This window comes from Lacimonas salitolerans (genome assembly GCF_042677865.1).
Taxonomy (GTDB): Bacteria; Pseudomonadota; Alphaproteobacteria; order Rhodobacterales; family Rhodobacteraceae; genus Lutimaribacter; species Lutimaribacter salitolerans.
In genome coordinates, this window is the sequence record NZ_JBHUDD010000134.1 from 1 (window position 1) to 12,981 (window position 12,981).

General features: G+C 65.1%; 14 protein-coding genes. 7 read left to right on the forward strand and 7 right to left on the reverse strand.

Translation table 11 applies throughout. The features are described 5' to 3' along the window. Positions 1-185: 185 nt before the first annotated feature. Positions 186-680 (forward strand): hypothetical protein, encoded by a 495-nt coding sequence (locus ACFTOW_RS14570; RefSeq protein ID WP_379916948.1) that lies wholly within the window; start codon positions 186-188, stop codon positions 678-680. A gap of 51 nt (positions 681-731) precedes the next feature. Here the strand turns inward: ACFTOW_RS14570 and ACFTOW_RS14575 are convergent, their stop codons facing one another. After that, the gene (locus ACFTOW_RS14575; protein ID WP_379916950.1) at positions 732-2,021 is read right to left on the reverse strand and encodes a DEAD/DEAH box helicase; all 1,290 of its coding nucleotides are present in this window, start codon (positions 2,019-2,021) and stop codon (positions 732-734) included. Between the two features lie 396 nt (positions 2,022-2,417). Between ACFTOW_RS14575 and ACFTOW_RS14580 the strand changes: the two genes are divergently transcribed. The 4 genes from ACFTOW_RS14580 (at position 2,418) to eno (ending at position 6,090) form a co-directional block, all read left to right on the forward strand. Continuing rightward, complete coding sequence (locus ACFTOW_RS14580) at positions 2,418-2,834, forward strand: Fur family transcriptional regulator (protein ID WP_379916952.1); 417 nt, start codon at positions 2,418-2,420, stop codon at positions 2,832-2,834. Positions 2,835-2,862: 28 nt separating this feature from the next. Further along, entirely contained in the window at positions 2,863-3,759 is an 897-nt protein-coding gene (locus ACFTOW_RS14585; protein WP_379916954.1) for a cation diffusion facilitator family transporter, read from the forward strand. A gap of 69 nt (positions 3,760-3,828) precedes the next feature. Continuing rightward, entirely contained in the window at positions 3,829-4,728 is a 900-nt protein-coding gene (locus tag ACFTOW_RS14590; RefSeq protein WP_379916956.1) for a DMT family transporter, read from the forward strand. 87 nt (positions 4,729-4,815) lie between these two features. Continuing rightward, a complete protein-coding gene (gene eno / locus ACFTOW_RS14595; RefSeq protein ID WP_379916958.1) occupies positions 4,816-6,090 on the forward strand; it encodes a phosphopyruvate hydratase in 1,275 nt (424 codons plus the stop codon). Between the two features lie 38 nt (positions 6,091-6,128). Here eno and ACFTOW_RS14600 read toward each other — a convergent pair whose 3' ends face one another. Further along, complete coding sequence (locus ACFTOW_RS14600; RefSeq protein WP_379916960.1) at positions 6,129-6,407, reverse strand: glycine zipper 2TM domain-containing protein; 279 nt, start codon at positions 6,405-6,407, stop codon at positions 6,129-6,131. A gap of 186 nt (positions 6,408-6,593) precedes the next feature. Between ACFTOW_RS14600 and ACFTOW_RS14605 the strand changes: the two genes are divergently transcribed. Next, positions 6,594-7,010: a cupin domain-containing protein gene (locus ACFTOW_RS14605; RefSeq protein ID WP_379916962.1), complete on the forward strand. Its 417-nt coding sequence runs from the start codon at positions 6,594-6,596 to the stop codon at positions 7,008-7,010. Positions 7,011-7,147: 137 nt separating this feature from the next. On the opposite strand, the gene pgi is transcribed toward ACFTOW_RS14605, so the two are convergent. From pgi to ACFTOW_RS14630, 5 genes are all read right to left on the reverse strand, one after another. Continuing rightward, entirely contained in the window at positions 7,148-8,752 is a 1,605-nt protein-coding gene (gene pgi / locus ACFTOW_RS14610; protein WP_379916964.1) for a glucose-6-phosphate isomerase, read from the reverse strand. After that, entirely contained in the window at positions 8,749-9,420 is a 672-nt protein-coding gene (gene pgl, locus ACFTOW_RS14615; RefSeq protein ID WP_379916966.1) for a 6-phosphogluconolactonase, read from the reverse strand. Before pgl ends, pgi begins: the two co-directional genes overlap by 4 nt. Further along, positions 9,417-10,865 (reverse strand): glucose-6-phosphate dehydrogenase, encoded by a 1,449-nt coding sequence (gene zwf, locus ACFTOW_RS14620; RefSeq protein ID WP_379916968.1) that lies wholly within the window; start codon positions 10,863-10,865, stop codon positions 9,417-9,419. The genes pgl and zwf overlap by 4 nt, the downstream gene beginning before the upstream one ends. Positions 10,866-11,170: 305 nt before the next feature. Then, positions 11,171-11,686 carry an ImmA/IrrE family metallo-endopeptidase gene (locus ACFTOW_RS14625; RefSeq protein ID WP_379916970.1) on the reverse strand — a complete coding sequence of 172 codons (516 nt, stop codon included), beginning with the start codon at positions 11,684-11,686 and terminating at the stop codon, positions 11,171-11,173. A 202-nt stretch (positions 11,687-11,888) separates the two neighbouring features. Then, on the reverse strand, positions 11,889-12,737 hold the full coding sequence (locus ACFTOW_RS14630; RefSeq protein ID WP_379916972.1) for a hypothetical protein: 849 nt from the start codon (positions 12,735-12,737) through the stop codon (positions 11,889-11,891). A 9-nt stretch (positions 12,738-12,746) separates the two neighbouring features. On the opposite strand from ACFTOW_RS14630, the gene ACFTOW_RS14635 reads away from it, so the two are divergent. Further along, positions 12,747-12,953 (forward strand): AAA family ATPase, encoded by a 207-nt coding sequence (locus tag ACFTOW_RS14635; protein ID WP_379916974.1) that lies wholly within the window; start codon positions 12,747-12,749, stop codon positions 12,951-12,953. Positions 12,954-12,981 lie beyond the last annotated feature (28 nt).

Below are 12,981 nucleotides of genomic sequence, written 5' to 3' on the forward strand. Positions count from 1 at the left end.
GCGCGCAGGCTGGGATGACACCTTCCTGCGCTCGATTCTCACAAACATAGCAATGGCTTAATGCCAAAAGCGATTGCCCTGCCACCCTCCCCGACGACCGCCGAGCCGTCTTCCTCTTCCTGGGCATCTTCCCACTCCTCAACGCCATCTTCGACACCGCCAGCTATGCCGCCACGCTGACCCTGATGCGCCGGGGCCTGCGGTCGCGTCTGCCGTTGCTTTGGGGGTTGGCCGATCTGGTCATCGCCTGCGGATTGTTCCTGGCCCTTGGTGCGGCGCTGGTCGGGACGATCCACGGGCTGAACGCGCTGGCGGGGGCCACGCTGCTGGACCTGCCCGCACTGCTGGATGGCGCGCGGAATGATCCCGGCGCGCATCTCTGGCTGTATCTGATGCTGTTTTCGACCATCGTGCCCACCGCTCTGCACGCTGGCCTCAGCCTTCTGGGGGTGCAGGGGCTGTGGCCGCGCGCGTGGCGCAGGCCCGTCGCTGCGTGGGTCGAGCAGGCAAATGCCTCACCGCTGGCCACCCTGCGCGCCGCGCTGGCGCTGGGGGTGATCTGGACCCTGCCGCTGGTTGTGATGGGCGGTATCGTCTGGGCGCTTTGGCAGATCGCCGGTGGCGTCATCACCACCGGCCTTGGCCACTATTTCAACGCGCTGATGTGGCTGGCGACCTGAACCGCCGCACGCTTTCCCTCCCCCTTGCGAGGGAGGGGGTCATTCATTCGATCACGCCGCCTGACCGCGTCCGCGACCGCCGCCGCCACCCTGACCACCGCCCTGGCTGCGCTTGCGCTGCTGGGCGCGACGTGCGCCGCCCGGCTTGGGTGCCGCACCGCGACCCCGGCTACCGCTGTTGCTTTTGCCGCCCGGTCCGGCCACCTTTTCCCAGGGCGTGCCCGAGGCGACGGGGATGTCGTTCTTCATCGTCTTCTGGATGTCTTTCAGTTCGCCCATCTCGTCGGGGGAACAGAAGGCAATCGCGCGCCCTTCGCGGCCCGCCCGTGCGGTCCGGCCGATCCGGTGCACATAATTCTCGGCCACGTTGGGAAGTTCATAGTTGTAGACGTGCTTGACCTCGGGGATATCCAGCCCCCGCGCCGCCACATCTGTTGCCACCAGCACCCGCACCTTGCCGGTCTTGAAGGCATCCAGCGCGCGCTGACGCTGGCCCTGGCTCTTGTTGCCGTGGATCGAGGCGACGGCGAAACCGGCGCTTTCCAGCATCCGCGACAGCTTTTCCATGCCGTGCTTGGTGCGGCCAAAAACGAGCGCCAGCTCGTCACGGTGCGCGTCCAGCATTTCCTTGAGCAGGTTGAATTTCTCGGCCTTGGCGATGTAATGCACCTCTTGCGCGATCTTTTCCACCGCCTGCCCCGGCGGGTTCACCTGCACGCGGGCGGGCTTGACCAGATAGCTTTGCGCGATCTCTTCCATCTGCTTGGGCATGGTGGCCGAGAACAGCATGGTCTGACGCGTCGCGGGCAGCAGGCCGGAAATCTTGCGCAGCGCATGGATAAAGCCCATGTCCAGCATCTGGTCGGCCTCGTCCAGCACCAGGAACTTGGCCTCGGACAGGATCAGGGCACGGCGGTCCAGCAGGTCCAGCAGACGGCCCGGTGTCGCCACCAGGATGTCGGTGCCCTTGGCCAGACGCGCGGCCTGCGCGCTGAGGCTGGCGCCGCCGACGACCAGACCCACCTTCATCGGCGTGCCCTTGATCAGATGCATCAACTGCTCTTGGATCTGCCGCGCCAGTTCGCGTGTGGGGGCGAGGACCAGCCCGCGCACGGTTTTCGGTGCGGGCTTGCCATCCATCGCCAGCATCTGCGCCACCAGCGGCAGGCCAAAGGCGTTGGTCTTGCCGGTGCCGGTCTGGGCCAGGCCCATCACGTCGCGCCCATTCATTGCGTGGGGAATGGCCTGCGCCTGAATCGGCGTGGGCGTGGTGATGTTCTGTGCCTCCAGTGCGCGCAACAGATGCGCGGGGAGGCCCAGTTCACTGAACGTATCGGTCATAATATTCATCCTTCATGCGCAAGGCGTTGCTCGCCATTGCGCCATGGGCACATCCGTACCCATCCGTGGTTGCACCGTGCGCGCTGCGGGACACACCGATTGTGCGTCCGCCGACCCGGCACCGATCCCCACGCGTGATCTTGGGAAACTCTGTCACACCACCCCTTCGCGCCCTGTTGGGGCACCGGCCTGCTCACGCGGCAAGGGCAATGGTAACGCTCAGATGGCGGTCCGAAGCGACAAAGTCAATCACTAACCGGGGTTGCTGTCGCAAAAGTCACCCTGCCCCGCTCCGCCCACAAGACGGCATCCGGTGGCGGCGGGACAAAACGGGGTGGATTCACCGCCCCCCATTCGCTACACCCCCGCCACGGATCAGCGACCGCGGGAAGCCCCATGTCAGACACCATCATCGACCGTTGCGAGGCTGCGGGCCTGCGCCTGACCGATCAGCGCCGCACCATCGCCGCGATCCTGCAAGAGGCCGAGGATCACCCCGATGTCGAGGAACTGCACGCCCGCGCCGCCGCGCGCGACAGCCGTATTTCCATCGCCACGGTCTATCGCACCGTCAAGCTGTTCGAGGAGTCCGGCATTCTGGAACGCCATGATTTCCGCGACGGGCGGGCAAGGTACGAGGACGCCGAGCGCGATCACCACGACCACCTGATCGACATGAACTCGGGCGAGGTGATCGAGTTCTGCGACCCCGAGATCGAGCTGTTGCAGGAACGCATCGCCAACCGTCTGGGCTATCGTCTGGCCGGGCACCGGCTGGAACTGTACGGCATTCCGCTGAAATCCAAGGACTGACCCCAACCGCCCCGCATCGGAGATACCCATGACACACACCCTGCGGCTGGCCATCGGCAGCGTGTTCGTGGGGCTGGTGGTGCTGGCGCTCAAGACGCTGGCCTGGGGGCTGACCGGCTCGCTTGCACTGATGTCGGATGCGCTGGAAAGCCTGGTGAACGTGGCGACGGCGCTGGCGGTGATCGTCGCCCTGCGCGTGGCGCAGCGCCCCGCCGATGCCAACCACCCCTATGGGCATCACAAGGCCGAGTTCCTGTCGGCCGTGCTCGAAGGCGTGCTGATCGTGATCGCTGCCATGGTCATCCTGCGCGAGGCCTATCACGGCCTGATGGACCCGCGCGCGCTGGACATGCCGTTGACCGGCATGATCATCACCGGGCTGGCCAGCGTGCTCAACGGCGTCTGGGCGACGATCCTGATCCGTCACGGCCGCGCGCAGCGCTCGCCCGCGCTGGTGGCCGACGGGCGGCATCTGATGACCGATGTGATCTCGTCCGCCGGGGTGCTGATCGGCATCGCACTGGCGGTGCTGACGGGCTGGCTGTGGCTGGACCCGGCGATGGCGGCGCTGGTGGCGGTCAACATCCTGTGGTCGGGTTGGCACGTCATCAAGGGCTCGGTCGGCGGGCTGATGGACGAGGCAGTGCCGGACGACCAGCTGGATACCATCCGCCGCGTGATCGCCGAGGCCGCCAGCGATGATGCCGCACTTGAGGCGCATGACCTGCGCACCCGCCACGCCGGGGCCGTCACCTTCATCGAGTTTCATCTGGTGGTTCCCGGCGACACCACGGTCGAGGATGCCCATACCCTGTGCGACCGGATCGAGGCGGCGCTGATGGCCGCCCTGCCCGGCGCGCGCGTCACCATCCATGTCGAGCCCGAGCACAAGGCAAAGCATAGCGGCATTGTCGTGCTGTCATAGCTCTGCCGCTTTCTTGTGCAGTTGACATACGCTAACGGTTGTCGGCCACCACATGAAAGCCCCCGATCCATGGATAGAAACCTGCTCGGCAGTCTGATGATGGTGTTCGCGATGGCCGCCTTTGCCATCGAGGACATGTTCATCAAGCGTCTTGCCACCGACATCTCGACCGGGCAGATCCTGATGACGCTGGGTGTCGGCGGCGCGCTGTTCTTTGGGCTGCTGGCCCTGCGCCGCGGCACGCGCCTGTTCTCGGTCGACCTGCTGCTGCCCGCCGTCCTGCTGCGCAACCTGGGCGAGGTGATCGGCACCATGGGCTTTGTCACCGCCATTGCCCTGACGCCGCTGTCCTCGGCCTCGGCCATCCTGCAGGCCACACCGCTGGCGGTTACGCTGGGGGCCGCGCTGTTTCTGGGCGAAACCGTGGGCTGGCGGCGCTGGTCGGCCATTCTGGTTGGCTTTGCCGGTGTCATGCTGATCATCCGCCCCGGTCTGGACGGATTCCAGCCCGCGTCGCTGTTTGCGGTGCAGGGCGTGATCGGTCTGGCTATGCGCGATCTGGCCACCCGCGCCACCCCCGCCCGCATCGGTGCCATGCAACTGTCGGCCTATGCCTTTGCCATGCTGGTGCCCACGGGCCTTGTGCTGCTGCTGGTGCAGGGCCACAGCCTTGTCGATCCCGCCCCTGCGCAATGGGGTGAACTGGCTGGCGCCATGCTGCTGGGCTTGATGGGGTATTACGCCATCGTCGCCGCCATGCGCACCGGCGAGGTGTCGGTCGTCACGCCGTTCCGCTATTCGCGACTGATCTTTGCCATCATCATCGGCGTCTGGGTCTTTGGCGAACGCCCGGACGCGCTGACCCTGATCGGCGCAGTGCTGATCGTGACCAGCGGGCTCTATACCCTGCTGCGCGAGGCCCGCATCCGCCGCCGCGCCCGTCGCACCGCCCGTGCAATGGCCCGCTAGCGTTATCATCGCGCCCACCCCTTCCCCTTGGGCCGCGCCCCGCCTACAAGCGGGCCAAACCCGCGCAAAACCCAAGGAAACGCCCTGATGAGCACGATAATCGACATTCACGCCCGCGAAATCCTCGACAGCCGGGGCAATCCCACGGTCGAGGTGGATGTGATGCTGGAAGACGGCACCATGGGCCGCGCCGCCGTGCCCTCGGGCGCCTCCACCGGCGCCTACGAGGCGGTCGAACGCCGCGACGGCGACGCCGCACGCTACATGGGCAAAGGCGTGCTCGAGGCCTGCGCGGCGGTCAATGGCGAGATTGCCGAGGCAATCCTGGGGCTGGACGCCACCGAACAGGTCGCCATCGACGAGGGCCTGATCGAGCTTGACGGCACTCCCAACAAATCCCGGCTTGGCGCTAACGCCATCCTCGGCGTCTCGCTGGCCGTAGCCAAGGTCGCCGCCGAATTCACCGCACAGCCGCTTTATCGCTATGTCGGCGGCACCTCGGCCCGCATCCTGCCGGTGCCGATGATGAACATCATCAACGGCGGCGAACATGCCGACAACCCGATCGACATCCAGGAATTCATGATCATGCCGGTCGCCGCGCCCACCATCCGCGACGCGATCCGCATGGGCGCCGAGGTGTTCCACACCCTGAAAAAGGAACTCTCCGCCGCAGGGCTCGCCACCGGCGTGGGCGATGAAGGCGGCTTTGCCCCCAACCTTTCGGGCACGCGCGATGCGCTGGATTTCATCCTCAGGGCCATCGAAAAGGCGGGCTACACACCCGGGCAGGACATCCACCTTGCCCTGGATTGCGCCGCCACGGAATACTTCAAGGACGGCCAGTATGTACTTGCCGGTGAAGGGAAAACCCTGACCTCCGCCGAGAATGTCGACTACCTGGCCGCGCTCTGCGCCGACTACCCGATCATCAGCATCGAGGATGGCTGCGCCGAGGATGACTGGGACGGCTGGAGGCTGCTGACCGAGCGCCTGGGCGCATCGGTGCAACTGGTGGGCGACGACCTGTTCGTGACCAACCCCGAGCGTCTGGCCATGGGCATCGAGAAAGGCTGCGCCAACTCCATGCTGGTCAAGGTCAACCAGATCGGCACGCTGACCGAAACCCTGCGGGCCGTCGAAATGGCCCACCGTGCGGGCATGACCAACGTCATGAGCCACCGCTCGGGCGAGACCGAGGACGCGACAATCGCCGATCTGGCTGTGGCCACCAACTGCGGTCAGATCAAGACCGGCAGCCTTGCCCGCTCGGACCGGCTGGCAAAATACAACCAGTTGATCCGGATCGAGGAAATGCTGGCCGAAACCGCGCGCTACGCCGGAGCGTCGATCCTCAAGTAAGCGACAGGCGGGGCCGAACCGGCCCCGCTCTCATCGCATCAGCTCGGGCAGGCAGCGGTGTAATAGGTGCCGTCGCCGCGTGCATAGGCACAGTTTCCGGTCTGACGGTTCTGCGCCACCAGCGTGCCCGCCGCAGCCCCGGCAAGACCCGCGATCAGCCGCCAGTCATCATCGGCATTCAGCGCATCGGCAGCAATCAGGCCGGCTGCGGCACCACCCGCCACGCCGGCGACAGTGCGCTGCTCCGGCGTCAGGTTCTCGCACGCCGCCAAGCCGAACAGAGCCGCACAAACTGCGGAGATCTTTAGTATATTCATGGAAACCATCCTTTATGTTGTCGCATACAGGGGGCATCCTTTTCCTCTTGCGCGTCCGCGAACAGCAGGAACCCGCACAAGCGCCCCGATGCGCCAAACCTTGCCCAGTTCACGTTTATCTCTCGGCATAGTCCCGCTGACACATCCCCGCTTGGCGCGGTTCCCCGATACGCCTACACTAAACCCATGACCGCGGATCAGATCATTGCCAAACTCGGCCTCGCCCCCCATCCCGAAGGCGGGCATTACCGCCAGACATGGGTGGCCGACGGGCCGGGCCGCCCCGCAGGCACCTGCATATATTTCCTGCTGAAAGCAGGCGAGCACAGCCATTGGCACAGGGTCGATGCCACCGAAATCTGGCATTTCCACGCAGGCGCGCCGCTGATCCTGAGCCTGTCTGAAACCGACACCGGACCGCGTCAGGATCTCACCCTCGGTCCCGATCTGGCCACCGGCCAGCAACCGCAGATCATCGTGCCGCCGCATCACTGGCAGGCCGCGCGCAGCACCGGCGACTGGACATTGGTGGGCTGCACCGTCAGCCCCGGATTCACCTTCGACGGATTCACCCTGGCCCCGCAAGGCTTTGACATCCCCTGACCTTGTCCATTGTTCATCTTGCCAGACAAACTCCGGGGGAGTCGCGCCACCGGCGCGACGGGGGCAGCGCCCCCCTGCACCGAGGCCCGGAACGGGCCGAGATATCCAGCGTCGCGCCAGCGACACCGCCGGGTCATCTACCGTCGCAGAAAATCCACCAACCCGGCGGTCGATCCATCCTTGCCCTCGGCGCTTTCCTCTCCCGACAGGACAGGCCCCAGCGCGGTGGCCATCTCCTTGCCCAGCTCGACCCCCCATTGATCGAAACTGTTGATCCCCAGCACCACGCCTTCGACGAACACGCGGTGTTCATACAGCGCCACGATCTGCCCCAGCCGCCGGGGCGTCAGCCGATCATAGGCCAGCATGACCGAGGGCCGGTTGCCCGGAAACACCCGGTGGCGCGCCTGAACCTCGGCCGCGTCACCGTGCCAGCCGCGCGCCGCCAGCATCACGCGCGCGCTGTCCAGATCGCGCCCCTTCATCAACGCCTCGGCCTGCGCCAGGCAATTGGCCACCAGCAACCTGTGATGATGCGCCAGATGCGGTTCGTGACCTTCGGCGGCCACCATGAATTCGCAAGGCACCACATCGGTGCCCTGGTGCAAAAGCTGGTAGAACGCATGCTGACCGTTGGTCCCTGGCGCGCCCCAGACGATCGGGCCGGACACCCGGCCCAGATCGGCCCCGTCGATGGCCACCCGCTTGCCGTTGCTCTCCATCTCCAACTGCTGAAGATACGGCGGCAGCAACGCCAGCCGCTGATCATAGGGCAGCACCGCCCGGCTGGGATAGCCGCAGATCTGCCTGTGCCAGATGCCCACCAGCGCCAGCAGCACCGGCAGGTTCCCGGACTCGGGCGCGGTGCGGAAATGCGCGTCCATCGCCGCCGCCCCGTCCAGAAAGCGCGCGAACTCATCCGGCCCGATAGCGATCATCAGGCTCAGCCCGATCGGTCCCCAGACCGAATAGCGCCCGCCGACCCAATCCTCGAACCCGAACACCCGCTCGGGCGCGATCCCGAATTCCGCCGCACGCTCGGTCGAGGATGACAGCGCCACGAACTGCGCGCCCGGATCGGCCACCGTTTCCGCCATCCAGTCGCGCGCCGTGGCGGCATTGGTCATGGTCTCGATGGTGGTAAAGGTCTTCGAGGCCACGATGATCACCGTCGTCTCCGGGTCCAGTCCCGCCAGCGTGTCGTGGATATGCGCGCCGTCCACGTTCGACACAAAATGCACCCGCGGCCCGTCGTGATAGGGTGCCAGCGCCGCCACCGCCATGGCCGGGCCAAGATCCGATCCGCCGATGCCGATGTTGACCACATCGGTGATCCGTCCGCCCTGCCCGGCAAAGGCCCCGCCGCGCAGCGCCGTGGCAAACCGCGCCATGCGCGCGCGGGTCTCGATCACGCCGGGCATCACATCCTGCCCGCCGGTCTCGATCACCGCGCCTTCGGGCGCGCGCAACGCCGTGTGCAACGCCGCCCGCCCTTCGGTGCGGTTGATCTTGTCCCCGGTGAACATCGCCTCGCGCACCTCGGCCAGCCCCGCCTGTGCGGTCAGCGCGATCAGCGCCTCGCGGATCTCGGCGTCGATATTGGTCTTGGAGTAGTCCAGCAGCATGCCGTCGAACCGCGCCGAGAACCCGTCAAATCGCGCGCCATCCTCGAACAGCGACCTGATCCGCCGCTGCGCCACCTGCGCCTGTAACCCTTGCAACCTGTCCCAGATATCCATCATGCTGCCCAATGCACTGTCGCGTCCTTCAAAATCGCCGCCACCGGCGCTTCCTGCGGTGGCAGGCCCTGCGCGCGCTCAAGCGCCGCGCGCTTGTCATCTCCGGTGATCACGACATGCAGCGACAGCGACGCCACCAGCGCCTGCGCGCTCAGCGTGACGCGCGGCTGCGCCTGACCCGGCGCGCGCATGGCCACCAGCGCCGGTGCCTGCGCATCCAGCGCCAGCCGCAGGGCATCGCCGCGCGGAAACAGGCTGGCCGTGTGCATGTCCGCCCCCATCCCCAGCAGGGCCACCGCCGCAGGCAGCAACGGGGCCACCTGCGCCTCCAACTCCGGCAACGCCTGTTCGGGGGTTTGCCCGGCCCGATGATAGGGCAGGAACCGTGCGGCCGCCGCCTTGTCCACCAGCAATCGTGCGCGCACCAGCGCCGCGTTCGACGCCGCATCGGCTTCGGGCACCCAGCGCTCGTCCGACAGGATCACATCGACGCGGTCCCAATCCAGATCGACCGCGCACAGATCGTCGAACACCGGCCCCGGCGTCGTTCCGCCCGGCACGATCAGCGTGGCGCGAGGCTGCTGTCGCAGGGCCGCGCCCAGTGCCCCGGCCATCACATTGGCCAGGTCCAGCGCCAGCATCTCAGCATCGGCGTATTCCAGCAGTGTCATGCCCGTATCTCCCTCCAGGCGCGGCCATCGCGATGCATCAGGGCCAGCGCTTCGTCCGGTCCGGCGCTGCCGGTGTCATAGGGCAGCGGCGCGCCCGCCCCTTCGGTCCAGCCCGCGATGATCGGATCGGTCCAGGCCCAGGCCGCCTCGACCTCGTCACCGCGCATGAACAGGGTCTGGTTGCCCCGGATCACGTCCATGATCAACCGCTCATAGGCATCTGGTACGTCCTCGGCCTCGGGTCCCAGCGCCTGCGCGAACGTCATGTCCAGCGGCACATCCACCAGACGCATGCCCCCCGGTCCGGGTTCCTTGATCGTCACGCCCAGGTCGATCCCCTCGTTGGGCTGCAACCGGATCGTCAGGATGTTGCGGTGCTGCCCGGCCTCGGGGCCAAAGATCGAATGCGGCGTGTCCTTGAACACCACCGCGATCTCGGACGTGCGTGCGCGCAGCCGCTTGCCGGTGCGCAGGTAGAACGGCGTGCCCGCCCACCGCCAGTTGGAAATCCGCGCCTTCAGCGCGATGAAGCTCTCGGTGGTCGATTCCGCGTTGCCCACATGCTCGCGAAATCCCGGTCTGCCGCCATCGGCCAGATACTGACCGCGCACCACATCGTCCGGCTTGACCGGGTCCAACGCGCGGATGACCTTGAGCTTTTCGTCACGCACCGCGTCGGGGTCAAACTTGGCGGGCGGCTCCATCGCGATCAGGCACAGCAATTGCATCAGATGGTTCTGCACCATGTCGCGCATGGCTCCTGCGCGCTCGTAATACTCGCCGCGCCCGTCGACGCCGATGGTTTCGGCCACGGTGATCTGGATGTGATCAACATACTGGCTGTTCCACAGCGGCTCGAACAGCATGTTGCCGAACCGGATCGCCATCAGGTTCTGCACCGTCTCCTTGCCCAGGTAATGATCGATCCGGTAGATTTGTCCTTCGGTGAAATACCGCGCCAGATCGGTGTTCAGCGCCCGGGCCGAGGCCAGATCGCGGCCAAAGGGCTTTTCCACCACGATCCGCGTGTCCGCCCCCGCCATGCCGTGCCGCTGCAACCGTTCCGCCAAGGGACCGAACAGCGCAGGCCCGACCGAGAAATAGAACGCCCGCACGCGGCCTTCGTCCAGACGCGCGGCCAGATCGGACCAGCCCTGATCCCCCAACGCATCCAGCGTGACATAGCCCAGCATGTCCAGAAACCGCGCGCGTTCCGCGCAGCCCGCCGGCTGCGCGTACTCGTCCAGCGCCGCGCCCACGAAATCACGATAGCCCGCATCGTCCATCTCGGTGCGCGCCGCCCCGATCACCTGCGCGCCTTCGGGCATCTGCCCGGCACAGAACCGCCGGTACAAGGCCGGCAGGATCTTGCGCCGCGCCAGATCGCCGGTGCCGCCGATTACGACCAGATCGAACGGATCGACAGGAATGACTCGCGAGACCATGGCACACCTTGCATTGCTGCGCCGCAGAGTAACACGCCCACCCACGGGCACAATCCCGCAGAGGCCCTGCGTTGGAGCCACTTGCGCCAGACAAAGTTGCCATGCCCCAACGCCTTGCGAAGGCGCATCGCCCCCGTCAGCCACGGCTACTTGGGCAACAGGCCAGGTCGCTCACCCCGACCGACAGACCGACTGAAGCCACATCCGCAGCGCAACAACGATCGGCTTACAAGCGATTAAAAAAATCTATTGCCTGCGAACTGATCCACGCCGGGGCGAGCGCACCCGCCCCGTGACCTGAATGTTCATAGGCTGAACTTGCGAAGTGCGATCTCAACCATTTGCTCTGAAACACCAAAGTACTTTGCCAACTCACTTGACTTGCGTCCGTGCAATGAGATCGCGGCCTCAAGTGCGCCATCGCCAAATAACAGAACATCGGCAACCGCGTTTGCTTCAGCTTCCTGCTTGGGTTCGTAGTAGAACTCGTCATCGCCACGGTTCAAGTGCAACGGATCGAAAATCGGATCAGATCGATCTACATGGAGCAAGAAGTGTCCTAGTTCGTGTAGCACCGCGAACCGCTTAGAAACTATTGAATGGTTTTTGTTCACCTCGATTGCGTAGCCTGCTTCCGCGAAAGGGTCTGAGACAAGTCTTCCCGCCATACGACGAGGAAGACCTTCAAGTTCACGGACATCTAATCCCAAGCTCTCTGCAAGTTCCTTGACAGATTGTATTTTCCCTGGGCGCATCATCCCGAGATTGAAGTTCCTCAGTGTGTTGCGCTGGTGTCCGTCCTCTGGAAGCCTCTTGAACAAATCTCGTAGAGATATCATGTGTCCCTGCGGCCATAGTTCTTCCCGAACGCCCCAGAAAATCCTTTAGATTCAATACGCCTGTAAGAGCGCCGGAGTGAAATTTCTCCCATCTGGGACCGAAAATCCTCCCGAAAGACTGGATTCGCGACAACAAAAAGGCCCGCCGAAGCGGGCCCAGATCAAAGATGGTGAACCAGAATGGTTAGCCGGGGTGCTTGCGAACACGCGGTTGACGTAAGCGGAGCGGGTCCAGATCCGGCAGCCTGAACCTGACGGTGTTCACCCCGACCGGACCCGCAACCCGGCATGCTGGAATATCCCCGGCCAAGACGGCGCCAAGAATTTCGCCGGTTGACCGTCCGGTCCTCTTGGTCGCGCTCACGACATCGACCAACCCGGCAGAAGCGGCTTGAACAGGAAGGTTTTCGAGGCAGGCAAGAAACTTGGTGACGTCATCTCGCGCGAAAGCGAGCTTCGCGATACCCACATCGGCATCACCCCCGACGATGGAAGTAATGACGCCCTCGCGGTAAATGCTCTCCGCTTGGGTCCGGGTGCATACTATGGCCTCGGGGAGTTGGCTGAGGCTGACGCTGCCAGCGACATATCGGCAAAGGCGCTCTGTCTCTGCAGCGGGGAAGACCAGCCGGCTCGCCGCGGTATCCCAGCTGTCGTTCGAGGCGAAGCCAGCCTGAACCATGATCTTGCGGAGCCGCTTCCTGTGGAGGCCCGTAGCGACGGAAAGGCTGTGGACCGAGTGCAGGCGACGCCCCTCGACGCGCTGCCCTAACAGAACCTCGTCAGGTTCGACGATCATCGTGTTGAGGATGTGCTCCCGAAGGAGGTGTTTGATCGGCCCTAGGTCGACCACCGGACTGGTATACGCCAGCCACTCATAGAAACGCCCGTAGACGGCCTTTGGGCCCGCCTGACCGGCGGAAGTTGTCGACATCGATGCGATCCGCCCCAGCGCCTCGTTCACGGCCTCAGGGCCTTCCCGCGCGATCTCATACCCGACGGCCCCGGCCTCTCGCCAGTCCTCGTCAGTCAAGCCCTTATGATGATAGTGCAGGCCGGAAAGTTGGACTGGCGCGAGGTTACGAAGAGCTTCGTTTTGGCAGGCCCGCCCGGCACGGGCAAGACCATGCTGGCCGAGGCGCTGGCCCGGTCCGCCGGTATAACCCTCGTCAAGACATCCTATTCAGACGTTCAGAAAGCCGGGCACCAAGGCGATGCTCTGAAGGCTGCCGCGCGACAAACAGGCTGAGAATCCAGCGTCAATCAGGATGAGAACG